This window comes from Cloacibacterium sp. DMC96 (assembly GCF_056313765.1).
On record NZ_JBQUZQ010000001.1, the window covers coordinates 243,506 to 268,174 of the forward strand.

Annotated in this window: 21 protein-coding genes, 1 other RNA gene and 1 pseudogene; 14 read left to right on the top strand and 9 right to left on the bottom strand. The window is 35.0% G+C overall.

Features of this window, described 5'->3' with window-relative positions; all coding sequences use genetic code 11:
• Positions 1-45 precede the first annotated feature (45 nt).
• On the top strand, positions 46-1,512 hold the full coding sequence (rpoN, locus tag ACT53I_RS01130) for an RNA polymerase factor sigma-54 (RefSeq protein ID WP_476078053.1): 1,467 nt from the start codon (positions 46-48) through the stop codon (positions 1,510-1,512).
• A 39-nt stretch (positions 1,513-1,551) separates the two neighbouring features.
• Here rpoN and ACT53I_RS01135 read toward each other — a convergent pair whose 3' ends face one another.
• Both ACT53I_RS01135 and ACT53I_RS01140 read right to left on the bottom strand, forming a co-directional pair.
• Complete coding sequence (locus ACT53I_RS01135) at positions 1,552-2,229, bottom strand: beta-carotene 15,15'-monooxygenase (protein WP_476078054.1); 678 nt, start codon at positions 2,227-2,229, stop codon at positions 1,552-1,554.
• Positions 2,222-2,758: an RNA polymerase sigma factor gene (locus ACT53I_RS01140; protein ID WP_069798872.1), complete on the bottom strand. Its 537-nt coding sequence runs from the start codon at positions 2,756-2,758 to the stop codon at positions 2,222-2,224. Before ACT53I_RS01140 ends, ACT53I_RS01135 begins: the two co-directional genes overlap by 8 nt.
• Before the next feature lie 382 nt (positions 2,759-3,140).
• On the opposite strand from ACT53I_RS01140, the gene rnpB reads away from it, so the two are divergent.
• Positions 3,141-3,470: RNase P RNA component class A (gene rnpB / locus ACT53I_RS01145), an RNA gene on the top strand.
• Positions 3,471-3,513: 43 nt separating this feature from the next.
• Here rnpB and ACT53I_RS01150 read toward each other — a convergent pair.
• The 3 genes from ACT53I_RS01150 to ACT53I_RS01160 form a co-directional block, all read right to left on the bottom strand.
• Positions 3,514-4,035: a hypothetical protein gene (locus tag ACT53I_RS01150; RefSeq protein ID WP_476078055.1), complete on the bottom strand. Its 522-nt coding sequence runs from the start codon at positions 4,033-4,035 to the stop codon at positions 3,514-3,516.
• Positions 4,036-4,083: 48 nt separating this feature from the next.
• The gene (locus tag ACT53I_RS01155) at positions 4,084-4,962 is read right to left on the bottom strand and encodes a polyphosphate kinase 2 family protein (protein ID WP_476078056.1); all 879 of its coding nucleotides are present in this window, start codon (positions 4,960-4,962) and stop codon (positions 4,084-4,086) included.
• Positions 4,963-5,047: 85 nt separating this feature from the next.
• Positions 5,048-5,464: a DUF1573 domain-containing protein gene (locus tag ACT53I_RS01160; protein WP_213188443.1), complete on the bottom strand. Its 417-nt coding sequence runs from the start codon at positions 5,462-5,464 to the stop codon at positions 5,048-5,050.
• Positions 5,465-5,665: 201 nt separating this feature from the next.
• Between ACT53I_RS01160 and ACT53I_RS01165 the strand changes: the two genes are divergently transcribed.
• The 10 genes and pseudogenes from ACT53I_RS01165 (at position 5,666) to ACT53I_RS01210 (ending at position 16,510) form a co-directional block, all read left to right on the top strand.
• Entirely contained in the window at positions 5,666-8,281 is a 2,616-nt protein-coding gene (locus tag ACT53I_RS01165; RefSeq protein WP_476078057.1) for a valine--tRNA ligase, read from the top strand.
• Between the two features lie 85 nt (positions 8,282-8,366).
• Positions 8,367-9,008, top strand: a complete 642-nt coding sequence (locus tag ACT53I_RS01170) for a DUF4241 domain-containing protein (protein WP_374449278.1) — start codon at positions 8,367-8,369, stop codon at positions 9,006-9,008.
• A gap of 93 nt (positions 9,009-9,101) precedes the next feature.
• On the top strand, positions 9,102-9,992 hold the full coding sequence (locus tag ACT53I_RS01175; RefSeq protein WP_374449276.1) for a ribokinase: 891 nt from the start codon (positions 9,102-9,104) through the stop codon (positions 9,990-9,992).
• Between the two features lie 98 nt (positions 9,993-10,090).
• Positions 10,091-10,933 (top strand): alpha/beta hydrolase family protein, encoded by an 843-nt coding sequence (locus ACT53I_RS01180; protein WP_476078058.1) that lies wholly within the window; start codon positions 10,091-10,093, stop codon positions 10,931-10,933.
• A 9-nt stretch (positions 10,934-10,942) separates the two neighbouring features.
• A complete protein-coding gene (locus ACT53I_RS01185; protein WP_371488422.1) occupies positions 10,943-11,590 on the top strand; it encodes an HD domain-containing protein in 648 nt (215 codons plus the stop codon).
• Positions 11,591-11,639: 49 nt separating this feature from the next.
• Positions 11,640-12,233 (top strand): hypothetical protein, encoded by a 594-nt coding sequence (locus tag ACT53I_RS01190; protein ID WP_104794316.1) that lies wholly within the window; start codon positions 11,640-11,642, stop codon positions 12,231-12,233.
• A 408-nt stretch (positions 12,234-12,641) separates the two neighbouring features.
• Positions 12,642-14,033, top strand: a complete 1,392-nt coding sequence (locus tag ACT53I_RS01195; RefSeq protein WP_476078059.1) for an RtcB family protein — start codon at positions 12,642-12,644, stop codon at positions 14,031-14,033.
• Positions 14,034-14,086: 53 nt separating this feature from the next.
• Positions 14,087-14,713 (top strand): annotated as a pseudogene (prfH, locus tag ACT53I_RS01200) (peptide chain release factor H); the annotation flags it as partial.
• Positions 14,714-14,717: 4 nt separating this feature from the next.
• Positions 14,718-15,230, top strand: a complete 513-nt coding sequence (locus ACT53I_RS01205; protein WP_476078060.1) for a tetratricopeptide repeat protein — start codon at positions 14,718-14,720, stop codon at positions 15,228-15,230.
• Positions 15,231-15,280: 50 nt separating this feature from the next.
• Positions 15,281-16,510, top strand: coding sequence for a DUF4215 domain-containing protein (locus ACT53I_RS01210; RefSeq protein WP_476078061.1), 1,230 nt, complete (start codon positions 15,281-15,283; stop codon positions 16,508-16,510).
• Between the two features lie 88 nt (positions 16,511-16,598).
• On the opposite strand, the gene ACT53I_RS01215 is transcribed toward ACT53I_RS01210, so the two are convergent.
• The 4 genes from ACT53I_RS01215 to ACT53I_RS01230 form a co-directional block, all read right to left on the bottom strand.
• On the bottom strand, positions 16,599-17,789 hold the full coding sequence (locus ACT53I_RS01215; protein WP_476078062.1) for an efflux RND transporter periplasmic adaptor subunit: 1,191 nt from the start codon (positions 17,787-17,789) through the stop codon (positions 16,599-16,601).
• A gap of 99 nt (positions 17,790-17,888) precedes the next feature.
• Entirely contained in the window at positions 17,889-19,160 is a 1,272-nt protein-coding gene (locus ACT53I_RS01220) for an ABC transporter permease (protein WP_374449270.1), read from the bottom strand.
• Between the two features lie 85 nt (positions 19,161-19,245).
• Positions 19,246-20,475, bottom strand: a complete 1,230-nt coding sequence (locus tag ACT53I_RS01225; protein ID WP_476078063.1) for an ABC transporter permease — start codon at positions 20,473-20,475, stop codon at positions 19,246-19,248.
• Between the two features lie 67 nt (positions 20,476-20,542).
• Positions 20,543-21,232: an ABC transporter ATP-binding protein gene (locus ACT53I_RS01230; RefSeq protein WP_476078064.1), complete on the bottom strand. Its 690-nt coding sequence runs from the start codon at positions 21,230-21,232 to the stop codon at positions 20,543-20,545.
• A 332-nt stretch (positions 21,233-21,564) separates the two neighbouring features.
• Between ACT53I_RS01230 and ACT53I_RS01235 the strand changes: the two genes are divergently transcribed.
• Together ACT53I_RS01235 and ACT53I_RS01240 are read left to right on the top strand one after the other, a co-directional pair.
• Positions 21,565-22,539, top strand: coding sequence for a ribonucleotide-diphosphate reductase subunit beta (locus ACT53I_RS01235; protein WP_104794326.1), 975 nt, complete (start codon positions 21,565-21,567; stop codon positions 22,537-22,539).
• Between the two features lie 190 nt (positions 22,540-22,729).
• Positions 22,730-24,385, top strand: a complete 1,656-nt coding sequence (locus ACT53I_RS01240) for a ribonucleoside-diphosphate reductase subunit alpha (protein ID WP_104794328.1) — start codon at positions 22,730-22,732, stop codon at positions 24,383-24,385.
• The last annotated feature ends 284 nt before the right edge of the window (positions 24,386-24,669 follow it).

The window sequence follows — 24,669 nt, forward strand, 5'->3', positions numbered from 1 at the left end:
TCCAAAAATTCAAATTGATAATTTTGAATTTCTAAATAATAAGCAATGCTCAAACAAAACCTACAAATAAAATTAGGACAAAAATTAGCTCCTCAGCAAATTCAGTTGATGAAGTTGATACAGCTTCACACGCTAGAATTTCAGGAAGAGTTAGAGCGTGAGTTAGAAGAAAATCCTGCCTTGGAAGTCGTTAAAGAAGACAGTGGTGATGAGGACGATTTTAGCAGTTTAGACTCGGATTACGAAAGTGAAGGAAGCGAAAGCATAGATACTGATTTTGATGTAGATGAATATTTGTATGATGATGAGCCTTCTTATAAAACCGCTTCTAGCAATTTTTCTGCAGATGACGAAGATTTTGATAACGAAAGTTTATTAACAGAAGGACAGTCTTTGTATGATTATTTGATGGAGCAAATCCACTTGTCTAGTATAGATGATGAAGACCTGAAAATTGCAGAGTATATCATCGGAAATCTAGATAATGATGGATATTTGAGACGTGAGATTAAAGCTATTGTAGATGATTTGGCTTTTTCGCAAGGGATTTATACCACTCAAGAAAAAGTAAAGGAAATTCTAGAAAATTATGTTCAAAAACTTGATCCAGCTGGAGTAGGAGCGAGAGATTTACAGGAATGTCTTTTATTGCAAATTGAGAAAAAAGTAAGCAGAGATCAATCAGTGATTTTAGCGGGTAATATTTTAAGACATCAGTTTGATGCTTTAACCAATAAACATTACGGCAAAATAATCAATAAATATGATATAGAAGAGGAAGATTTAAAAGATGCACTGGAAGTGATTTCTAAATTATCTCCAAAAGTAGGTGGGAATTTTGATACACAAACCATCACCATCAATCAAGAAATTATTCCAGATTTTGTGATTCAAATAAAAGATGGACAAGTTTTACCGCTTCTGAACAGTAGAAATGCACCTACACTTAGAGTTTCTGAGGAATACAAAGAAATTTTAAGCACCTATTCTCATGATAAAAATTCTGCGGAACATAAACAAGCCGCACTTTTCATCAAACAAAAATTAGATGCTGCAAAATGGTACATAGATGCCATTAATCAGAGACAGAATACGCTGATGCAAACCATTTCTGCAATTGTGAAATTACAGAAAGAATATTTCTTAACCGGAGATGAAAAAAACATCAAACCGATGATTCTGAAAGACGTAGCAGATATCACAGGATTTGATATTTCTACGATTTCTAGAGTGGTAAAAAGCAAATATGCAGACACACCAAGTGGAATTATTTTGCTTAAAAATTTATTCTCAGATTCATTGACGAATGATGATGGCGAAGAAGTTTCGACCAAGGAAATTAAAAACCATTTGCAAGAAGTCATCAGTCATGAAGACAAAAGAAAACCATTGACAGACGACGCTTTGGTAGATGTTTTGAAGGAAAAAGGATACAACATTGCCAGAAGAACCATCGCAAAATACAGAGAACAACTCAATATTCCAGTCGCAAGATTGAGAAAAGAATTATAATAAAAAAAACCTTCAGTAATGCTGAAGGTTTTTTGTTTTTTATTGTTCCTGTTCTATTTTTTGCAATTGCTCTAGATTTCTGCTCAGTCTGCTCATAATAATTCCGTAAACAATTCTGTAATAAAGCCAAATCAAAAGAACACCTAAACCAATGCTTATCACAATTCCTGTGATAAATCCTATTAAAGTGGCTTGGTTTAAATGAATGTTTTGAGCTTGCAACACATTCATAATGAAATAAGTAATAATCCCCGAAAAAATAATCAATAAACCAATATTAGTAAAGATAAACAGGTTAACGGTTCTTTTGAACTTGATAATTTGGAGAATAAAATTTTTCAAATTGCATTCTACCTTAATTTTTAGGTAATTTCTGTAAAAAAGAAAAACAAAAATCGCGGTAATCATTAAACTAAAGACTTTCAAGGCAAAATAAAGATGCTCAAAATTCATTTCCACATCATCATTCATTTGGACTCCAAGTTTTTCTAAAATATTAGTAAAACTATTGCTTCTTTGGGTAGAAAAAATCGTACAAATCCCAACAATGGCGAAAAATAAAAATTCTGCCAAACTTATCCAGAAAATATATTTTACATAGTTGGTAGATTTTTTGTTGAGCATTCCTTCTATTTCAGACGTGTTATACACATCAGAAACGGGTTGTTCCTGCCAAGATTTTTTAAATTGGTCTATATTGAAATCTTCATTAAGCATGTTGAGTCATCAATTCTTTAAGTGTTTTTTTGAGTCTGTTCATTTTTACACGGGCATTTACTTCCGTAATCCCTAGGTTTTCTGCAATATCACGGTAAGGCAAATCGTCTAAATACATCATCACAATCGCACGTTCTACTTTTGGGAGCATTTTTATCACCTTATAAAGCAGGGTAATTTGTTGTTGCTTTTCGTCATCATCTTCTACATAATCTCTGTGGTGAAAATCCATCAACTCATCAGTTTGAGGAGATTTTGTCTTCTTTCGGAAAAGCGTAATGGCCGTATTGAGCGCTACTCTGTACATCCAAGTAGAAATTTTGGATTGTCCTTTGAATGAGTCGTAACTGCGCCAAAGTTGTAACACAATTTCTTGAAAAAGATCCTGTTCATCTTCCAGAGAATTGGTATATAATCTGGAGACTTTTATAATAAGCCCCTGATTTTCCTTTACCAACTTAGAAAATTCTTTTTGTTTAGAATCCAATTTTTTAGAAATTAAAGAACGAAGATAAGAAAATGCGCTCATTAATGAATGTGAAAGCGCAATTTTTTTCTTGGGCGCCAAATTTGACTCCTAAAGTCATCGAACCACTTCGTTAGTTTTCTCGTTCCGCTCCTGCTTTTTTGTTTTTTAGATTCTTCCACTTCGCTCAGAATGACAAAAAACAAAAAGAGCTCCGCTCAACTCGGGGCGCAAGTTTAGGGATTTTTAGAAACCAATTTTTTTTAAAATAACTTTCAGTGAAAAATACAACCAACCCTTTCTGCGTTTTTTGAGGAATCTGTAAAACGCAGAAAGGGTTCAGAATAATAAAAATACATTCCACAACATCCAACCTCTAACCTCTAACCTCTAACCTCTAACATCTGACATCTAACATTCAAAATTTCCGTATCTTTGCACTCCACGAGAAAAACAGCTTGTTGATTCCAAGAAATTGGGGTAGGAAAGTCCGGACATCACAGAGCAGCATAAAGGTTAACAACCTTCCGTCGTGAGACGAGGACAAGTGCAACAGAAAGCAAGTACAGTTCGGCTGTAGTGAAACCAGGTAAACTCTATGCGATGCAATGGTAAGTATATCGATGCTTTTTAGAGCAATCTAAAAATAGGAGTAGCTCGCTCCGAAAATCGAGGGGTAACCAGCTCAAGGTTTGCAGTAATGTAAACCGTAGATAAATAACAAGCGTCCCGATTCATCGGGAAACAGAATCCGGCTTATCGTTTTTCTCGTGGGTTTTTAGTTCTGAATTTCGGGTTTTATGAATTGTTATAAACTCCTATTTCTTAAACCTAAATCCATTAAAATAAATCTCCTGAAAATTAATGTTCACTTCTTTTTTAGAAGCCACATACATTACCGCAATCATCGATGGATTCGTCCAAGATTTTACCGTGTATTTTGTGCCATCTTCAGTTTCGGCATATTCTAAAATTCCTTTTACATCTGGTTGGTTTTGCAAAGTATGTCCTTTCCCGAAATCTGTCTTTTTAGAAAATTTAAATACATTTTCATTCAAGAAATTGACATAAGATTCCATCAGTGCTTCAGGATTTTGGTTGGTTTTTGCCGTTTCCTCAGTTAGACGGATAATAATCGCACCATATTCTACTTCACCAAAAATCACAGAAGTTAAGTAGATTTCACTTTTATCTTCAGAAAGAGATTTTTCCCAAGTGGGAACTGCTGGTAAATAGAGTTGAGCACCGGTTTCAGCGACATCATATTTCGTAAATCTGGGAACTTGTGCCATTGCAAAAATCCCTAAAAATAATACCAAAACCGAAATGTATTTTTTCATAAAATTATTTTTTTGAATGATTATCTTAACCTCAAACTTTACCTTTACCTACTTCTCACTTTCCAATAGTTTTTTGGCATCGTCTAATCCTGCTCTCTCTTCTTCTGAAAGAGTAGGATATTGCAGATTCATTTTTTCCAGCGTTTCTATAATGATTTGTATAGCCGCCACTCTGGCAAACCATTTTTGATCTGCAGGAATCACAAACCAAGGTGCGTGATCTTTACTGGTTTCGGAAATGGCTTCTTCGTAAGCCTTCATATATTGGTCGAAAACGGCACGTTCTTTTAAATCACCAATAGAAAATTTCCAGTTTTTTTCTTGCTCAGCAATTCGGTCTAGGAAACGTTTTTTCTGCTCTTCTTTGGAAACGTGGAGAAAAATTTTCACGATTTTCGTTCCATTTCTGGCTAAATGTTTTTCAAAATCTTTGATGCTTTCGTATCTGTTTTCCCAGAATTTTTCATCGATTTCGTTAGTAGATTTCCAAACTTTTTCGCTTAGATTATATTCAGGATGTACTTTACACACCAAAACACTTTCGTAATGACTTCGGTTGAAAATTCCTATTTTCCCTTTTTCTGGTAAAGCCAAATAATGCCTCCAGATGAAATCATGATTGTATTCTTTAGAAGTTGGTGTTTTAAAACTGGTTACTTCGCAACCTTGCGGATTTACTCCACCGAAAACATGTTCTATCAAACTGTCTTTTCCGGCAGCATCCATCGCTTGTATCACTACCAAAAGTGATTGGCTTCCATCTGCGTAAAGCTTTTCCTGAAGTTCATAGAGTTTTTTCTTCTCAGCATCTAGCATTTTTTGACCTTCTTCTTTGGTGAGATCGCCTTTATAATCGGTGTTGAAATCTTTGAGATTGAATTTTTGAGTTTCTTTTACAAGAAAATTATCTGTGAAATTGATGTCCATTTTTGAAGTGTTTTGTTCAACTAAAGATAATAAAAAAAAACCGACTGGTTAGAGTCGGTTTTTGTATAATAATTTTTTGTAAGAATTATTTTTTAGGCAATGAAGCGGGTTGATTTTTTGCTCCTTCAGCTTTAGCATTTGCATCTACTGTTCCTTGGATGTATAGAACGACTCTTCCGTTTACTGGGTCGTTAGAAAATACATCGATTGATTTTTTGAAAGGAGCAGCATTTGCAGTGTTATAATGAACTTTAATCTGTGCAGATTTTCCAGGCATCACTGGCTCTTTTGGCCATTCAGAAGCGGTGCAACCACAACCTGGCTGTACGTTAGAAAGGATTAAAGGCTTGTCACCAGTATTTTTAAAAGTAAAAACTCTGTTTCCATCTGCATTCACAGGAACAGTACCGTAATCAATAGTTGTTTTTTCAAAAGAAATAGTTTGTGCAGAAGAGAAAACAAAACCTCCGATAAGCAACAAACCGCCCATAAATTTTTTCATATTTAGAAAGTTTTTTGTTGTAAATTAAAGTTCAAAATTATAAATAAATTCTGTAATTAAATCTAAATTCTTCTTTTTTATTTTACTTTGTCTGATTCTTATTCCAAAATTCTCAAAAAGAAGAGCTTTAACCATTTAAAAATTCACATTTTATCGTATTTTTGCAAATTACAAGCCAAACTCATTTTTATTTAAAATTTTATGCAAATTTCAGAAAAATATAATCCTCAGGAAACAGAACAGAAATGGTACAATTACTGGTTAGAAAACAATTATTTTCACTCTACTCCAGATAACAGACCTCCTTATACGATTGTAATTCCGCCACCCAACGTGACGGGGATTCTTCACATGGGACACATGTTAAACAATACCATTCAAGATGTTTTGGTCAGAAGAGCCAGAATGCAAGGGTTTAATGCACTTTGGGTTCCGGGAACAGACCACGCTTCTATCGCTACTGAAGCTAAAGTGGTGGCAAAACTGAAATCTGAAGGAATTAATAAGTCTGATATTACCCGAGATGAATTTTTAGTTCACGCTTGGGATTGGACGCATAAATATGGCGGAACAATACTTGAACAATTAAAGAAATTAGGTTGTTCTTGTGACTGGGACAGAACGCGTTTCACAATGGAGCCGAAATTATCTGCTCAAGTCATCAAATCTTTTGTTGATTTATACAATAAAGGTTTGATTTACAGAGGCTATAGAATGGTGAACTGGGATCCAGAAGCCAAAACCAATATTTCTGATGAAGAGGTAATTTATAAAGAACTCAATGGGAAACTTTGGTACCTTAAATATAAAATTGAGGGTTCTGAAGAGTTTATTTCTGTGGCTACCACTCGTCCAGAAACTATTTTCGGTGACGTAGCGGTTTGTGTAAATCCAAATGATGAAAAATATGCGCATCTGAAAGGTAAAAATGTAATCGTTCCGATTGTAAATAGAGTCATTCCAATTATTGAAGATGAATATGTAGACATGGAATTCGGAACTGGAGCGTTGAAAATCACTCCAGCTCACGACATTAATGACTACGAAATCGGTCAAAAGCATAATTTGCCAATGATTGATGCATTAGATGATGATGGTAAACTGAATGAACACGGTTTGCATTACAACGGAAAAGATAGATTTGAGGTTAGAAAACTGATTGCTAAAGAATTAGAAGAAAATAATCTTTTGGTAAAAGCCGAAGATTATGTAAATAAAGTAGGAACTTCTGAGAGAACAGGAGCTGTAATTGAACCAAAAATTTCTCAACAATGGTTCCTGAAAATGTCTGAAATTGCGAAACCAGCTTTGGATGTAGTAATGAATGATGAGGTGAAGTTCCACCCAGAAAAATTCAAAAATACGTACAGACATTGGATGGAAAACATCCGAGATTGGAATATCTCTCGTCAATTGTGGTGGGGTCAACAAATTCCAGCGTATTATTACGGAGAAGGAAGTGAGGATTATGTAGTTGCAGAAAATGTAGAAGAAGCTTTGGTCTTAGCCAAAGAAAAAACCAACAACCAACAACTAACAACTGACAACTTAAAACAAGACGAAGACGCTCTAGATACATGGTTCTCTTCTTGGTTATGGCCAATGTCCGTTTTTGATGGAATGTTAGACGAAAACAATGAAGACATCAATTATTATTATCCGACTTCTGACTTGGTAACTGGTCCAGATATTATTTTCTTCTGGGTAGCCAGAATGATTATGGCAGGATTAGAATTTAAAGGAGAAGTTCCTTTCAAAAATGTATATTTCACAGGAATTGTAAGGGATAAGCAACGCAGAAAAATGTCTAAATCACTCGGAAATTCTCCAGACCCTATAGAATTGATTGAAAAATATGGAGCAGATGGAGTAAGAGTAGGGATTTTACTGAGCTCTGCAGCTGGAAATGATTTACTTTTTGATGAAGACTTAATGTTGCAAGGAAGAAACTTCGCGACTAAAATATGGAACGCTTTCAGACTCATTCAAGGTTGGAAAAAAGAAGACAAACCAGCCAATGAAGCAGATTTACAGACGATAGAATGGTTCGGAAACCAAATGAATAAAACCATTGCTGAAATCAATGACCAATTCTCAAAATTCAGAATTTCTGATGCATTGCATTTGATTTATAAACTGATTTGGGACGATTTCTGTGCTTGGTATTTAGAAGCGATTAAACCAAATTATGGAGAAGGAATTTCTCAGGAAGTTTACGATAAAACCATCATTTACTTCGAAGAATTAATGAGATTATTGCATCCTTTCATGCCGTTTTTAACGGAAGAATTGTACCAAGCCATTTCAGAAAGAAGCGCAGAAGAAGCTTTGGTGATTGCTCAACAGAAAAAAGCAGAATCTTTCAGCGAAGAAAATATAAAAGCCTTTGAAACGGCTAAAGAATTGATTTCTGGCGTTAGAAACTACCGTCAAAGCAAAGGAATTTCGCCTAGAGAAGCCGTAGAATTATTTACCAATGCTGTTGCTTTCGAAAATGAAGCGGTGGTAAAAAAATTAGCCAACATCTCTGAAATTAATTTCGGAAATAAAACTGATAAACCAAGTTTCACGTTCTTAGTAGGAGCTACAGAAGTTTCTATTCCATTGAGTGAAAACCTTGATTTAGGCGAAGAAAAAGCAAAAACAGAAGAAGAACTAAAATACTTAAAAGGATTTTTAATTTCGGTAGAAAAGAAACTATCTAACGAAAAATTTGTTGCTGGTGCTCCTGCTCAAGTGGTAGAAAATGAGCGCAAAAAACAAAAAGATGCGCAAGATAAAATTGCAATTTTAGAAGAAAAATTAAAAACATTGTAGGGATTGGAAGTCTGATGTGAGGTGCTCTTTTGCATTTTGCATGAGACCACACCCAACTTCCTTTCATCAAACATCCATCAGAATCATGTCACACCTAGAAAACATATCAAAACTTTTTTCTAAAAATTTTGTAGAAAATCCCATGCTAGAAACTTTCGAGGCAGGAAAAATTCATCTTCCTAGCGGAAAGTTAGTCGCTTGTGACCCCTTGATTACCCATGACATGAAGGAATTTGTGATTCATTTTCCTGTAGGTGATTTTCCTGTTTTTGTACACAAAGAAAGAGACAGCAATTGTATTGCTTATGTAGAGGTAGTGTTTCAAAATGAGGAGGCAACAACTTTTAAAATGGCAACTACAGAAGGTCAACATATTGAAGATTTGCAAGGAGAAGAAGTTTTCGGATATCCTGTAGAATCTGGAATGGGATGTTTTATGGATGCAGAAACTCAGGATAGTCTTAATCATTTAGAAAATAGATTGTTCCATAGAAAAGGAGCAGATTTTATGGGCATTTACGAAGAGTTTTTCCATGGGCATTTTTTTGATGAAAATGGAGCGATTGACCAATTTGCCTTCCTAAAACCAGATGAGGAAAAGCCAGGGAATATTTTTGCTTTCGAAACAGGATATGGAGAAGGTTTCTATGCAAGTTATATTGGTTTTGGTGCAGAAAATCAACCGGTTAAAATCATTACAGAATTTATTGAAATAAAATCTGAATAATTATTCTTATCGAAACAAAAAAAGACTAATTTTGTTGTAGACCAAACGCTGAAATTTTAAACCTATTTCAAAATTTCTTAAAATTAAACTTCAATGAAAGTAAGCGCAGAACAGCCCAAAATTATAGTTGTAGGAAGTTCTTCTATTGATTTAGTCCTCAATACGCAATATCATCCAGAACCTAATGAAACGGTAATCGCCCAAAAATCTGAAACCTTTTTTGGAGGAAAAGGAGCCAATCAAGCAGTAGGAACAGCGAGATTAGGAGCAAGTACATTTTTTATTGGTTGCGTAGGAATGGATCCTTATGGTCAACAAATTCTTAGAAATTTAGTAGATGAAAATGTAAACGTAGGTTTTGTACACGAAGATTTAGACCACGCTACAGGAACAGCTTATGTAACTGCAGCTCACGGTAAAAATGCCATCGTAGTAGTTCCTTCTGCCAATTATTGTCTAGAGCCAAAGCATTTAGAGAGTGCAGAAAGATTTTTTTCTACAGCAGATTTAGTGCTTACTCAGTTAGAAATTCCGATGAATGTGGTAGAAAAAACGTATGAATTTGCCAAAAAATACAACAAAAAACTGGGAATTTATGCTTCTCCAGCTGCCAGAATTTCAGAAGAAATTTTAGACTATGCCTCTTTTATCGTGGCTAAAAGCAATGAACTTTCCATCATTTTTGGGGAAGAATCTAGAGAAAAAATTTTAAGAAAATATCCCAATAAACTTTTTGTAAGAGACGATGCCAATTCTACCATTTATCACAATGGTTCGGAGATGAAATACCACAGAAACGACCCAGAAGATATGCCCAATAAAATGGGAATGGGAGATGCTTTCACTTCTGGTTTTTCCATCGCGTTATGTCATGGAAATGAGATAGATGATTGTGTGAAATTCGGGAATGATGTTTCGCTAAAAGTGGCACAAAAAAGAGGTTCTCAAACAGGATTGCCCAAATTAAAAGATTTCGGTTTGTAATTTTTACCAAAAAATAATATGCAGAGAATTTCAAATTTTTGGAATTCTCTTCTTTTTTTAGATATTTTTGGAAACAGAATTTCCACAGATTTTCTCTTATGAATAATACCATTACCATCCATACTCAAGACCAATATCCCATCACCGCAACTCTTTTTGAGCCAGAAAATGCGAATGGGAAACTACTGTTGGTGAATTCTGCAACTGGCGTTAAACAACAAACATATTACTCTTTTGCACAACATTTTGCAGACCTAGGATTTGTGGTAATTACCTATGATTACAGAGGAGTGGCGCTTTCTAAACCAGACCAGCTCAAAGGTTTTAAAGCGAGCATGAGAACTTGGGGAAATACAGATTATAAAGCCGTTACAGATTTTATAGAGGAGCGTTATCCTCATCACCGAAAATTTCTAATTGGGCATTCTGTGGGCGCTTTAATTCTTGGAATGAATAAAGGTTCAGAAATTTTTGAAAAATTCTGTTTCGTTGCTACTCAAAATACCTATTTTGGGCATCTTTCTCCAAGAATTAAAATGTTGGGATTATTAGGTTTTGGATTGTATCAGCCCGTTTTAACTCGAGTAAAAGGATATTTCAAGACGTATTTTGTGAATTTAGGCGAATCTTTACCCAAAGGCGTTTCAGATGATTGGCGAACTCTCATCATGAACCGAAAATCCGTAAATCGATTACTCGAAAAAACGGAGAATTTCTCTAAAAATTTACATCAAGAGGTTTTATATCTCAACATGCAAGATGATGATTGGATTACAGAAACGGGAATGAAACTGCTCATGAACGAAACGTATGTCAATATGAAACCTATTTACAGAACCGTGCATCCTCACGAAAGCAATGGCGAAGAAATAGGGCACATTAATTTTTTTAGAGCAAAACACAGTAAACTTTGGAGCATGGTTTTCGATTGGTTTTCGTAGTTTTGAAACATGAAAAATCACATTACCCTTACCATAAATTTTGTTAAAGAAAAACTAGAAGGTGCAGAAGCAGGACACGATTGGTTTCACATAGAACGCGTCTGGAAACTCTCTAAAAAAATTGCCGAAAAAGAAGGCGGAAATCTAGAAGTAATAGAACTTTCTGCGCTATTGCACGATATTGCAGACCCTAAGTTTCACAACGGTGATGAAACTTTGGCACTCAAAATTTCTAAAGATTTTCTCGAAGAAATTCATGTAAATGCTGAATTAATAGAGCAAGTGTTGTTTGTTATCAAAAATATTTCTTTTAAAAATAGAGCAGAAGCACCAGAAAATCCTCCTTTAGAATTACAAATTGTACAAGATGCAGACCGTCTTGATGCGATTGGTGCAATTGGGATTGCAAGAACTTTCAATTTTGGTGGATTTAAAAATAATTTGATGTATCATCCAGAAATCAAGCCGAATCTTGGCATGAACAAAGAAGAGTACAAAAAATCAAACGGAACCACCATCAACCATTTTTATGAAAAATTATTGTTGCTCAAGGATTTAATGAATACCGAAACAGCAAAAAGAATCGCGTCAGAAAGACACGATTTTATGTTGCAATTTCTTGATGAATTTTATAAAGAATGGAATGTGGAATTTTAGGAATTTCTGATTTTTTCAAAAGTCAACCAAAAACAATATCTTTGTTAGAATGAATAGTCTCAATTTTGTTTTACTTTTCCTCTTAATTCTAGCTCTTATTTTAAGTTTATTTAAAACAGGAGCCAGAGCGAGATGGGCTAAAAATATCAGATTTTTTATTGTAATTTTAGGTTTAGCATTTTTCGGATATTGGTTTTTTCAAAAGAGTTTCAGTAATTTTTTAGAAAAATCCATGTCGATTCAGGTGATTAACAGAGTGAATCAACCGCTCGATATTTATGCCATAAAAGTTATCGACAAAGACCAAAATAAATTTCTCACCAAACATTTAGGCAAAGTAAGAACCAATCATTACCAAATAGACTATTTTGTGATGAGCAATTCTAATGAATTTTGGGTGGCTGCTTACAATGTAAAAAATAAATTGGTTTACTTTTCCCAACACAGTGTTCAGAACAAAGAAGAAGACCAAAAAATAGAGGTGAGAACCTTTTTAAACCAAAGTCAAAAACTATCAGACATCGCCGAAAAAGTGATAGAAAAGAATAAGCTCGAAAATGTAAATCAAAGCATTTTTGTCTCTCTTACTTTATTGGTTTTATTCTTAAATATCGTGCTTCTTACGAGGAAGAAAAAAAGCTAATTTGCTGGCTTTCAAAATATTTTTTCAAAGTTTTTTTGCGAATTCCAAAAAAATCCTTTTATATTTGCACCCGAAAACAAAGTTTAACAATTAAAAAAACGAAGCAAAATGTTCAAATTTCACAATTTATCTTCAGTAGGATTACCACTTTCTGTGGTACGCTTCGGTGTTTTCGTTTTCAGCTAAAATTGTAATCAATAATGAAATATAGAAACCCGAAGTTGTAAAATTTCGGGTTTTATTTTGATACAAGGTTCTATAAATTTCCCCGAAATTTTCTTGAATGCAGGCTTACCATCAATTTTTTTGTTGGCATATTCTCGATGTAATTTTTTAGAATACATCCAGAGTTTTTAAGATGATGATTCCTGTAATCAGTCATCCAACATTTTTATCAATTATAAAACAATGGGAAATTTAAAACTAAAAGGTAAAGATATCCTGAAATTGGGATATCCTAATAATAAATCCGTGACGGTAGCTTTAGAAGTGGCAAAGAAAAATTTTGCCAATAAGAATACCGCTTACGTGAAAAATATTTTGAAGGAAATTTTACTTCAACCAGAAGAATTTAAAAGCAATCTAATGCTAGGACAAATTGCAGAAGAACTTTTAACCAGTCAAAAAACAGAAAAAAGAATGCTCTTGAACAACAGAGTTTCATTTGAAATTTTCGGAGAGGAAATTTCAGAAGATGCAGTCAATCAGTTTTATACATCGCTCAAACTTCCGGTTTCGGTAAAAGGTGCATTAATGCCAGATGCACATTTCGGATATGGTCTGCCAATTGGTGGAGTTTTGGCAACCAAAAATGCCGTAATTCCTTATGGAGTAGGCTTGGATATTGGTTGTAGAATGTGTTTGAGTATTTTAGATACTCCAGTTTCTTACTTAGATGGAGCAAAGAACAAATACGAAAAAGCATTAGCCGAACATACCAAATTCGGAATGTACGAAGTGCACAAAACGCACATAGAAAATGAAATTTTTGATGATGAAACATTTAACCTAATGCCAATTTTGAGAAGATTAAAATCAAAAGCCATCAAACAATTGGGAACTTCAGGTGGTGGAAACCATTTTGTAGAATTCGGAGAGGTAGAAATTCTAGAAGATGACGAACAAATTGGTTTGCCCAAAGGAAAATACGTGGGAATTCTCTCGCACAGTGGTTCCAGAGGATTCGGAGCAGAGATTGCACAATATTACACAAGAGTGGCGGTAGAAAATTGTCCGCTTCCAAAAGAAGCGCAACATTTGGCTTGGCTAGATGTAGAAACACATCTCGGACAAGAATATTGGATTGCGATGAATTTGGCGGGAGATTACGCTGCTGCTTGTCATGCCGATATTCACAGACGCTTGATAAAAGCGGTGGGAGGAAGATTGAAAGCCAGAATAGAAAATCATCACAATTTTGCGTGGAAAGAAAATGTGGACGGAGAAGAACTGATTGTTCACAGAAAAGGAGCAACACCAGCTTCAGAAGGGCAATTGGGAATTATCCCCGGTTCTATGACCAGCAAAGGTTTTATTGTAAAAGGCAGGGGAAATGCTGCTTCTCTTCATTCGGCTTCTCACGGAGCAGGAAGAAAACATGCTAGAAATTTTGCCAAAAATGCTTTCACCCAAAAAGAGATGAAAGAAGAATTGAAAAAGCATAAAGTAACCTTAATCGGTGGGAGTTTAGAAGAAGCGCCCATGATGTACAAAGACATCAATCAGGTGATGAATGCTCAACAAGATTTGGTAGATATTCTAGGAACTTTTCAACCGAGAATCGTGAGAATGGAAAAGTGAAAATCAATAGAGTCGGGCTTTAGCCCGACTTAAAAAATCAAAAATACAAATGGGCTTTAGCCAAAACTTATATGAAACAAAAAAATAAAAATATCGTTCAAATCACCTCAGGAAAAGGACCTGTAGAATGCGAATTTTTCGTACAAGAAACCTTTAATCTGATGAAAAAAGAAATGGAAATTCTAAAATTGGACTACAAAGTGGTAGAAATGATAGAAGGTGAAGTTTCAGGTTTCCAGTCGATTACTTTTGAAGTAGAGGAGAATCCTGAATTTCTAAATTCTTGGAAAGGAAGCATTCAATTCATTGGGAAAAGTAAATTTAGACCTAATCATCAACGTAAAAATTGGTTCATTGGCGTTTTTGAAATCGAAAATTTCTTTGAACTTGAACTCGATGAAAAAGAACTCGAATTTCAAACCATGAGAAGTTCGGGAAATGGTGGACAAAACGTGAACAAAGTAAATTCCGCAGTCCGCGTGACGCATTTGCCTACAAAAATTCAAGTGGTAGCGATGGATTCTCGTTCTCAATTGGAAAATAAAAAAATCGCAGTACAAAGATTAAAATTGAAGATTTTAGAAATAAATGCCAAAAAATCTTCGGCACAAAAACAAAATCAGTGGATGAATCATCTCCAATTGGAAAGAGGAAATCCCAAGAAAATTTTTAAAATGTAAAAAAATGACAACAAACAAATACTATTTTCAAGCCTTAGATAATTTTCCCTATAACCTAGAGGATACCATGCAAGCACTGAATTATGCCTTGTCTTATGATGACCATAATGCAGAGAGTCTTTGTCTTTTAGGAAGGGTGTATTCTGAAGTTTTGCAAGATTATGAAACCGCAAAATCTTACTTCGAAGAAGCCATGCAAGTGAAACTAGATTCTGTTTCTACACCGCTGTTCTATATAGATTGTTTGCTGAATAATGAAGATTATGAAGAAGGCAAAAAACTGATAGATTATGCTAAAAAAATTAAAGGAATTGATCAATCTAGAATACGCTACAGAAAAGCCATCTTCTTTGAAAAGCAAGGACAATTTAAAAAAGCACTGAAAGCTCTTGAAAAAGCAAAGAAAATGGCACCCAATAAAAAATATACTGATTTTCTGATGGAAAGAATAGAATTGGTAAAATCTAAAATGAAAAAACCTAAAAATAAGGCTCAAAAGAAAAACTCCAACAAATAATGTTGGGGTTTTTTCTATATTTGTTCTTGTAAGAACTTAAAAATACAATCATGAAACTTAAATTTACTTTTTTAGGACTATTTTTCTTTGTCCTTTTTCAAGCCAACGACTTATTCAAGACTTTACAGAATAAACCGATGAAAAATGCATCTTCATTGGTGGTTTTCTACCGTCCAGATTGTCCTTATTGTATGAAATTAGATGAGGAAATAGGGAAAAATGCTGATTTATCAGATGAAATTAAATCAAAATTTAATGTGTCTGTAATAGACATAACGACTAAAGAGGGACGAAAAATTGCCGCTTATTACGGAGTAAACAGAGTTCCAGCGATAATTAAATACGATAGCAAAAATGAACAATTCGAAAACATTATAGGTTTTCAAAAAAGCAACGTTCTTAGAAACCTTCTTTTTAATAATAAAAAATCTATAAAAATTTCTAAAAATCTAACCACAACTTCTATCTGCGGTAATGGCATCATTGAAAGTGGAGAATCATGTGATGATGGAAATATGGTCAATGGTGATGGTTGCAGCAATACTTGTTCAGTTGAGGCTTTTTGTGGAAACGGAATTGTGGAAAGTGGAGAATCATGTGATGACGGAAATACGGTGAATGGCGATGGTTGCAGCAATACGTGTAAGGTAGAAACAGCGGTTTGTGGAAACGGTATTGTGGAAAATGGAGAATCATGTGATGATGGGAACATGGTAAATGGTGATGGTTGTAGCAATACCTGTACAGTTGAAACCATGTGTGGAAACGGAATTGTGGAAAGTGGTGAAACTTGTGATGACGGAAATACGGTGAATGGCGATGGTTGCAGCTATACTTGTAAGGTAGAAATAGCAGTTTGCGGAAACGGACTGGTGGAAAGTGGAGAATCATGTGATGATGGAAATATGGTGAATGGCGATGGTTGCAATAATACTTGTACCGTTCAATCGGGGTGGAGTTGTACGGGCAATCCTAGTGTTTGTTCTAATACATTAGGGGTAGATGAAATTTCTTCTCAAGGTGTTTTTAATCTTATTGTTGCACCAAATCCAGTAGTAGATAAATTACATATTCAGTTTTTTCTTCCTAAGAAAAGCAATGTAGAAATTACTGTGATAGATATTTCGGGGAAACAAGTCTTCCAAAGCAAAATCTCTAATTTAATCATTGGTCTAAATGAAATAGACCTACCATTTAAAAACAAATTATCTTCTGGGACATATATCTTAAAAATGAAATTTGCAAATGAAGTACTAACCAAAAAATTAATGGTGAAGTAAGTGCAATTTTGTTTTTAAAAGAAATAAAAAAGACTCCCACATTATTTGTTGGAGTCTTTTCATTTTTCATTTGTATGATTAGGCAGTTTTATTTTTTCTTCTCTTTGAGTTCTTCTTTGTCTTTATCAGATGGGTTCCAAACTTTTACTTCAGAATCTTTAGTAATTCCTGAAAGGATTTGTACGTTAATTCCATCAGATGCACCCAGTTTTACGGTTACTTTTTTGAATTTTCCGTCTTTCTGTTTTACTTCTACAAAAGGAACATCTTTACCATTTTGTTTTTCATATTGAATAAGACTTTCGTCTAGAAGTAAAGCGTTTTTCTGTGAGCTCAAAACAATTTCACCATTGGCAGAAAATCCTGCTCTAATGTATTCATTATTAGGGTTAAAAACGTCTCCTTCAATCGGGAATTTGATGGTTCCGTTTTCATCTTTTCCTTTTGGTGCAATCATGGTTACTCTTCCTGGGAAAGTTTTATTTTGTAAAGCACCGATGACGATGTTCATCTCCATGCCTTCCTTAATTTTTCCAGCTTGAGCTTCGTCTATTTTTCCTTCAAAAATAAGAGAGTTAAGGTCTGCAACACTACAAATAGTAGTTCCAGCGTTAAACTGATTGGCTTCAATTACCTGATAACCAACTTTTACAGGAACTTCTAGTACCGTTCCCGTGGCTTTAGAACGAATTTGAGTAGTAGCAAGACTTTGTAAACCTTCGGCAACACCAGTTCTAGCGATTTGTAGATTTTTCTGAGCGGTTTGTAATTGTTGTTGCGCGTTTTTCAACTGATTTTGCATGGATTGCAATTGCTGTTGAGCGGTAAGAAATTCTTGTTTAGAAATTACACCTTGAGTATACAAACGCTGTTGCATCGCAAATTGCTGTTGTTGATTTGCCAAATTAATTTTAGCATTGTTAATTTGAAGATTAGCATTTTGCACTTCTTGTTGAGCAGCATTTACCTGAGGAACGCTCGGCACAATTTTAAGGGTAGCAATAAGTTCTCCTGCAGAAACATGGTCGCCTTCTTTTACCAAGATTTTGTCTATAATCCCAGACATATTCGGCTTAATTTCTACTTCTTCTCTAGGAACTATTTTACCAGTAGCCATTACTTTATCATCTAAATTTTGCACGAATGGTTTTCTGGTCAGAAAAGCTTCGCTTTCTTTAGAATTAGATTTAATCAGGTAACTTATTCCCATCAGAAGTCCAGCTGCAAAAAGCAAACCTAAGAGAATATAAACTACTTTTTTGAAGGTTAAGTTTTTCATTTTATATGAAATATTTAATTATTGTCAATTTTAATTTATTTTTTAATTCACCATTCATTTTTCCAAAAGAAAAAATTCACGATGGCAAATTCACATTGATTATTCGCTTCTTAAAGCTTCTATCGGTTTAATTTTCACGGCTCTTTGTGCAGGAATCATCCCGATGAGAAGCCCTAAAATCGTCATCACCGCCATCGCTGCAAAAACGTGTGAATAATTTACCGTAGGATTATAAAATGGGAAAGCATCTTGGTTTTGAGTCATCGCATTGATAATCATCAAAAGGAAAATTCCGAAAATAAATCCTAATAGTCCCGAAGTTAAGGTAATCACCACACTTTCTAGCAAAATCTGATTTCTTACTTCAGAAGGTTTCGCTCCCAAAGCTCTTCGGATGCCTATTTCTTTGGTTCTTTCTTTTACGGTAATCAATAAAATGTTAGAAATCGCAATCACACCCGCCAAAATCGTAAGCGCTCCTACAATAATGGTCAGCAATTGCATTCCTGTTAAAAAACCATACATTTTCCCAAACATTTTCCCCAAGTTGAAACTTCCAAAAGCGTTGGTGTCTTCAGGAGAAACGTTGTTTTTCTTTTTAAGTTCTAGTTTGGCTTGTTCTTCTACGGTTTCCAGATTGGCTTCTGGTTTACTCACGATGGCAAAAAAGCCTACTTTGTCTCCATCATTGTACATTTTAGTATAAGTAGAAAGCGGAATGTATGCTGTGGTATCATCATCCATTGGTCCACCAGCTTTGGCTACTTTATAAACACCGATAACGTTAAAGAAAATACCTTTGATGTTGATAGATTTCCCAATAGGATTTTCATTTTTCTTAGCATCAAAGAAGTTTTTATAAATTTCTTCACCGATGACTACTACGTTTTTACTGGCAGTAACATCTGCATCATTGAGATATCTTCCGAAGATTAATTTCTTTTCAGAAATTTTATTTCCTGCTGGATAATCTCCAGTAAGCGTATAGGTAGTAGATTTTCCGTTGCGGTTCATTTGTTCACCGGGATTTCCAAAATTTCCTCTGGAGTTTTGAGGTGAAATATAATCAATCTGTGGGATTTTCTTTTCCAACAAATCCATATCAGGAAGGTGCAAACTCAGTTGTCTGCCTTTCGGGAAACCGTTATAAGGAATAGTAGTATTCTGTGCCCACATAAAAATAGAATTGGTCGCAAATCCAGAAAATAATTTGTCAAAACCGTTTTCCATACCTTTTGCAGCACCCAATAAACTGACAAATAAAAACATACCCCAACCCACACCAATCATGGTGAGGAAAGTACGAAGTTTATTATTTTTAAGTGAATAATAAATTTCTTGCCACGTATCTATTTTGAATATGATGTTCATTTCTAATTTTTGTTTAGAGTTTCGTGTTCCGAGATTAGAGTGATTATTTCATTATCAAATTTTCAAATTACCACATTATCAAATTTTACTCCGCTCTCAATGCTTCTATCGGTTTTATTTTACTCGCTCTGTATGCAGGGACAAATCCAGCAAGCAATCCAGACATCACCAAACTAATAAATGCTACGGTAATCAATAGCCAACCAACACTTGGGTCTTTGATGAAATATTCTTCTAAACTATTGCCAATTAATTTCAAAGTCAAAACGCCTAATGCAACGCCGATTAATCCAGAAATCACCGTAATCACAATACTTTCTTGAATAATCAAAGTGACAATGCTTCTCGGTTTAGCACCGATGGCTTTTCTTACCCCAATTTCTTGAGTTCTTTCTTTCACGATATACACCATGATATTGCTAATTCCAATAATTCCTGCCAATAAAGTTCCGAGACCAATGAATCCCACAATCATGGTAATGACAAATAAAAATTGGAAAGAATCTTTCAAACCTTCTGCTCTGTTTCTTACGACCACGGCATTTTCATCATCTGGAGAAACTTTTTTTCTGGCTTTTAATTCTTTTTTCAGTTGGTCACTATAAGCGAGGGCTTGTTCAGGATTTAGTTTTTCGTCATAGGCAATGTACACCGTACTCACCGTATCAGAACCTTTTTTCATTTGCTGAAGCGTAGAAATAGGGATGGAAATCATACGTTCGTCCCAGTCACCACCATCATCAGAAAAAACGCCTATCACTTTGAAAACACTACCGTTAATCTCGAGTTCTTTTCCTACAGGATCTCCATTTTTGATAAGGTCACGCTGTACCATTCTACCGATTACGGCTACATTTTGTTTTTCGTCAATATCTTTTGGAGAGATAAATCTTCCGTTGAGTAATTGTCGGTTCTCTATTTTTACTTCTTCATCATTGGCTCCGCTGATTTGGTAGAAACCACTTTCTTTTCCATATTTTACATTAAGATTGGTAGAATATCGCGGAGTAGAATACTGCACTTTTTCAGGATGTGCATCTACAATAGCATTATAGTCACTATTATTGAGGGTTACCTCTCGGTCAGCTTGTAAGCCTTCGTAGGCAATGGTTGTTTTTCCAGTAAAAATGGAAATAAGATTTTGTGCATCTCTGGTAAATCCTTCTTGGAAGGCATTTTGCAATCCTTTTCCTATACCAAAGAGAACAATAAAAATATATAAACCCAGCGCTACGGTAAACCCAGAGAGCACCGTTCGCAATACATTACTGCGAATAGAACTGAAAATTTCTTGCCAACGGTCTATATCAAACATATTTATTTATTTGTTTCGATTTTTCAAAATCTCGCATCTCGCATCTCGCATCTCATATCTCGTATCTTTACAAAACCACCTGCAGTATATACTCGTCCGTTTCAATGACACCATCTTTCAAATGTACATTTCTTTTGGTTTGAGCCGCTACATCAGGTTCGTGGGTAACTACGATGATGGTTTTTCCTTCGTTATTAATATCTTGAAGAAGTTTCATAATATCATGAGTGGTCTGAGAATCGAGTGCTCCAGTTGGTTCATCCGCCAAAATCACTTTAGGATTGGTAATTAAAGCTCTTGCAATCGCTACACGCTGTTTTTGTCCACCCGAAAGTTCATTAGGCAAGTGATTCGCCCATTGTGCTAAACCTACTTTTTCTAAATATTCCATTGCGCGTTGGTTTCGCTCTTTTCTAGGTACATCTTGGTAATAAAGAGGAAGCGCTACATTTTCTAATGCAGTTTTATACCCAATTAAATTGAACGATTGGAAAACAAATCCCAAGAATTTGCTTCTGTATTCTGCCGCTTTGGTCTCGGTGAGATGTTCTATAGGAATGCCATCTAATTCATAGATTCCGCTGTCTTTTTCATCTAAAATACCAATGATATTCAGTAAAGTAGACTTTCCAGAACCAGAACTTCCCATAATCGAAACGAACTCTCCTTCGCCGATTTCTAGGTTAATTCCTTTCAAAACGTGCAACTTATTATGACCGATATCGTAAGACTTATGTAAATCCTTGATGACTAGCATGGGCTTTTTTGCAATAAGTAGTAAATTTTAGGAACTTGTTACAATAAAAAAAGAGCAAAAATTTTAAAAAGTTTTGTTTAATTGTAAATAGCTTTAAATAAAGAATTTTTAAGGTATTGTTTAATGAAAAATACCTTGCAAAAGCCCTATTTAAGTACCAAGTGCACGCAAAGGCTTTATTCATCAAACTTCTATGTAATTGTGGAAAACTTTTGCCCCTAAAAACCAAAAATTTAACATGAATGAGGCGTTTTCATTTTTGATTTATAACTTCAATTTCTATTTTTGTAAACAGACTTAATCAGATAATTAATAAAAAAACGCAACAAGCTATGGGAATTTTTGACAAACGTATCAGTTATAAACCTTTTGAATATCCAGAAGTATTACAATTTGTTGATGCTATTAATAAATCTTTTTGGGTACACTCAGAAATAGATTTTACAGCTGATGTACAAGATTTCCATTCTAATCTTCAGCCGTACGAACAAAATGCGGTAAAACATGCGCTTTTAGCGATTGCTCAAATTGAAGTTTCTGTAAAAACTTTCTGGGGAAATTTGTACAACCACATGCCAAAACCAGAACTCAATGGTCTGGGTGCTACTTTTGCAGAATGCGAATTCCGTCACAGTGAGGCTTATTCTAGATTATTGGAAGTATTAGGATATAATGATGAATTCAACAATGTGATTGAAATTCCTGCCATCAGAGAGAGAATAGACTATTTGAACACCGTTTTAGCCAATGCGAAATCTACCAATCATAAAGAGTACGTTTCTTCACTGTTATTATTCTCTATTTTAATAGAAAACGTTTCGCTATTCAGTCAGTTTGCCACGATTTTATCTTTTACGAGATTCAAAGGGTACATGAAAAATGTATCGAACATCATCGCATGGACTTCTGTAGATGAGCAAATTCACGCCAATGCTGGAATCTATTTAATCAATAAAATCCGTGAAGAACAACCAGAATTATTGACCGATGCAGACATCGAAGATATCTATGGTTTAGTAGACCGTTCTGTAGAACTGGAAGCGAAAATTCTAGACTGGATTTTCGAAGCGGGAGAGATAGACATGTTCTCAAAAGAAGATTTGCTCAACTTTATGAAATACAGAGTAGACGATTCTTTGAAAAAAATTGGCATGAAAACCCGTTACAACGTAACCCCAGAACAATACAGACCAATGACTTGGTTCGAGGAAGAAGTTTTCGCCAATTCTTTAGATGACTTCTTTGCAAAAAGACCAGTAGATTACACTAAGCACGATAAGAGCATCACTGCTAACGATTTGTTCTAAAAGGGATTCCCTTTTTTTGACGCTTAATTCATTTTTCGCTATAGCTTTTTTAGGAAGATTAGACAAAGAGCACAGCGAGCGTCAATAATTTTATAAAAATTAAAACTCGCAGAATTTTCTGCTATAAATAATAATCTTGAATTTTAAATGCAGATTTAGAATTCATTTTTTGTGAAAAAATTTAAACGATATGGAAGAAAAATTAGATATTTGGTGGCTTAATGAAGAGTCAGAACAGATGCTGAACAGAGGGTATCTTCTAAAAGGAGAAACCGTAGAAGGCGCTATTGACAGAATTACTACAGCGGCAGCAAAACGCTTGTATAAACCAGAACTCATTCCTGCGTTTAAGGAAATGATTACCAAAGGTTGGATTTCTTTTTCGTCTCCAGTTTGGGCAAACATGGGAACTCAGCGAGGTTTGCCTATTTCTTGTTTCAATGTTCACGTTCCAGACCATATCGAAGGCATTACGCATAAATTAGGAGAAGTGATTATGCAGACCAAAATCGGAGGAGGAACTTCTGGTTATTTTGGTGAATTGCGTCATAGAGGAACAGCCGTGACCGATAATGGTAAATCTTCAGGAGCCGTTTCTTTCATGAAATTATTTGATACTGCGATGGATGTAGTTTCTCAAGGAGGCGTAAGAAGAGGAGCTTTTGCAGCATACCTAGACATTGACCACGGAGATATCGAAGAATTCTTAAACATCAAAGAAATTGGTAGCCCCATTCAGAACTTATTTATGGGAGTTTGCGTTCCAGATTATTGGATGCAAGACATGATTGATGGAGATATGGAGAAACGTAAAGTTTGGGCAAAAGTCTTAGAATCTCGTCAGAAAAAAGGACTTCCATATATTTTCTTTACCGATAACGTAAACCGTAATAAACCTCAAGTATACAAAGATTCTGGAGCGGTAATCAATGCAAGTAACTTGTGTTCAGAAATTATGTTGCCTTCTACGGCTGATGAAAGTTTTATTTGCTGTCTTTCTTCCATGAATTTAGAATTGTATGACGAATGGAAAGATACCAACGCGGTAAAATTAGCCATCTATTTCTTAGATGCAGTATTGTCAGAATTCATTGAAAAAACCGAAGGAAACTATTACCTGTCTTCTGCTCGTAAATTTGCTTTGAGACATAGAGCATTAGGTTTGGGCGTTTTAGGATACCACTCTTATTTGCAAAAAAATATGATTCCTTTTGAAAGCATGGAAGCGAAAATGTTCAATGCCAAAGCGTTCAAACAAATTCAAGAGCAATCGATTCAAGCATCAAAAGAATTGGCGAATATTTATGGCGAACCAGAAATGCTGAAAGGTTATGGAATGCGCAATACCACTACGATGGCAATCGCACCTACCACTTCTTCCTCAGCAATTTTAGGGCAAACTTCTCCAGGAATTGAACCTTTTGCATCGAATTACTACAAAGCAGGTTTGGCAAAAGGAAATTTTATGAGAAAAAACAAATATTTAGCAAAACTTCTCGAAGAAAAAGGCTTGGACAATGAAGATGTTTGGAGAGAAATCATGCTGAATCACGGTTCTGTACAACACATGACACAATTGACACAGACCGAAAAAGACGTGTTCAAAACGTTCAAAGAAATTTCTCCAATGGAAATCATTACACAAGCGGGACAACGCCAACAGTACATCGACCAAGCGCAATCATTGAACCTGAATATCCCTGCTTCATTGGCCATTAAAGATGTCAACAATCTGATGATTGAAGCATGGAAACTAGGGGTAAAAACTTTATACTACCAGCGTTCACAATCCGTTTCTAAAGAACTCATGGTGAATTTTGTAACGTGTAGCTCTTGTGAAGCGTAATAGAATTGAAAATTAAAAATTGAAAAATTAGAATAAACCGCAGAAGTTTCTTCTGCGGTTTTTTATTCAGTAGAGTCGCAGGTTCTGAGCGGAGACGAAGAAATCCCGACTTTTTAATTAACAACGCATTTGGCTTTAGCCAAAACTTAAAATATTAGAAATAATCTGAAACTATTTTAGATTCCTACGGAATGACAAACATAAAATTCAATCTTTGTGTTCTCTGTGAAAAAACTCTGTGCTCTCTGTGTTAAAAATCTGCGCAATCCGTGAGAAACTTTTAA

What these genes read in the sequence shown, in the direction of transcription:
- ACT53I_RS01240 (WP_104794328.1), top strand. Translation starts at nt 22,730, where the DNA reads ATGGAAGAAAAATTAGATATTTGGTGGCTTAATGAAGAGTCAGAACAG.
- ACT53I_RS01175 (WP_374449276.1), top strand. Translation starts at nt 9,102, where the DNA reads ATGAAAGTAAGCGCAGAACAGCCCAAAATTATAGTTGTAGGAAGTTCT.
- ACT53I_RS01210 (WP_476078061.1), top strand. Translation starts at nt 15,281, where the DNA reads ATGAAACTTAAATTTACTTTTTTAGGACTATTTTTCTTTGTCCTTTTT.
- ACT53I_RS01180 (WP_476078058.1), top strand. Translation starts at nt 10,091, where the DNA reads ATGAATAATACCATTACCATCCATACTCAAGACCAATATCCCATCACC.
- ACT53I_RS01135 (WP_476078054.1), bottom strand. Translation starts at nt 2,229, where the DNA reads ATGCTTAATGAAGATTTCAATATAGACCAATTTAAAAAATCTTGGCAG.
- ACT53I_RS01205 (WP_476078060.1), top strand. Translation starts at nt 14,718, where the DNA reads ATGACAACAAACAAATACTATTTTCAAGCCTTAGATAATTTTCCCTAT.
- ACT53I_RS01235 (WP_104794326.1), top strand. Translation starts at nt 21,565, where the DNA reads ATGGGAATTTTTGACAAACGTATCAGTTATAAACCTTTTGAATATCCA.
- ACT53I_RS01190 (WP_104794316.1), top strand. Translation starts at nt 11,640, where the DNA reads ATGAATAGTCTCAATTTTGTTTTACTTTTCCTCTTAATTCTAGCTCTT.
- ACT53I_RS01225 (WP_476078063.1), bottom strand. Translation starts at nt 20,475, where the DNA reads ATGTTTGATATAGACCGTTGGCAAGAAATTTTCAGTTCTATTCGCAGT.
- ACT53I_RS01195 (WP_476078059.1), top strand. Translation starts at nt 12,642, where the DNA reads ATGGGAAATTTAAAACTAAAAGGTAAAGATATCCTGAAATTGGGATAT.
- ACT53I_RS01185 (WP_371488422.1), top strand. Translation starts at nt 10,943, where the DNA reads ATGAAAAATCACATTACCCTTACCATAAATTTTGTTAAAGAAAAACTA.
- ACT53I_RS01160 (WP_213188443.1), bottom strand. Translation starts at nt 5,464, where the DNA reads ATGAAAAAATTTATGGGCGGTTTGTTGCTTATCGGAGGTTTTGTTTTC.
- ACT53I_RS01220 (WP_374449270.1), bottom strand. Translation starts at nt 19,160, where the DNA reads ATGAACATCATATTCAAAATAGATACGTGGCAAGAAATTTATTATTCA.
- ACT53I_RS01165 (WP_476078057.1), top strand. Translation starts at nt 5,666, where the DNA reads ATGCAAATTTCAGAAAAATATAATCCTCAGGAAACAGAACAGAAATGG.
- ACT53I_RS01155 (WP_476078056.1), bottom strand. Translation starts at nt 4,962, where the DNA reads ATGGACATCAATTTCACAGATAATTTTCTTGTAAAAGAAACTCAAAAA.
- ACT53I_RS01140 (WP_069798872.1), bottom strand. Translation starts at nt 2,758, where the DNA reads ATGAGCGCATTTTCTTATCTTCGTTCTTTAATTTCTAAAAAATTGGAT.
- rpoN (WP_476078053.1), top strand. Translation starts at nt 46, where the DNA reads ATGCTCAAACAAAACCTACAAATAAAATTAGGACAAAAATTAGCTCCT.
- ACT53I_RS01150 (WP_476078055.1), bottom strand. Translation starts at nt 4,035, where the DNA reads ATGAAAAAATACATTTCGGTTTTGGTATTATTTTTAGGGATTTTTGCA.
- ACT53I_RS01215 (WP_476078062.1), bottom strand. Translation starts at nt 17,789, where the DNA reads ATGAAAAACTTAACCTTCAAAAAAGTAGTTTATATTCTCTTAGGTTTG.
- ACT53I_RS01170 (WP_374449278.1), top strand. Translation starts at nt 8,367, where the DNA reads ATGTCACACCTAGAAAACATATCAAAACTTTTTTCTAAAAATTTTGTA.
- ACT53I_RS01230 (WP_476078064.1), bottom strand. Translation starts at nt 21,232, where the DNA reads ATGCTAGTCATCAAGGATTTACATAAGTCTTACGATATCGGTCATAAT.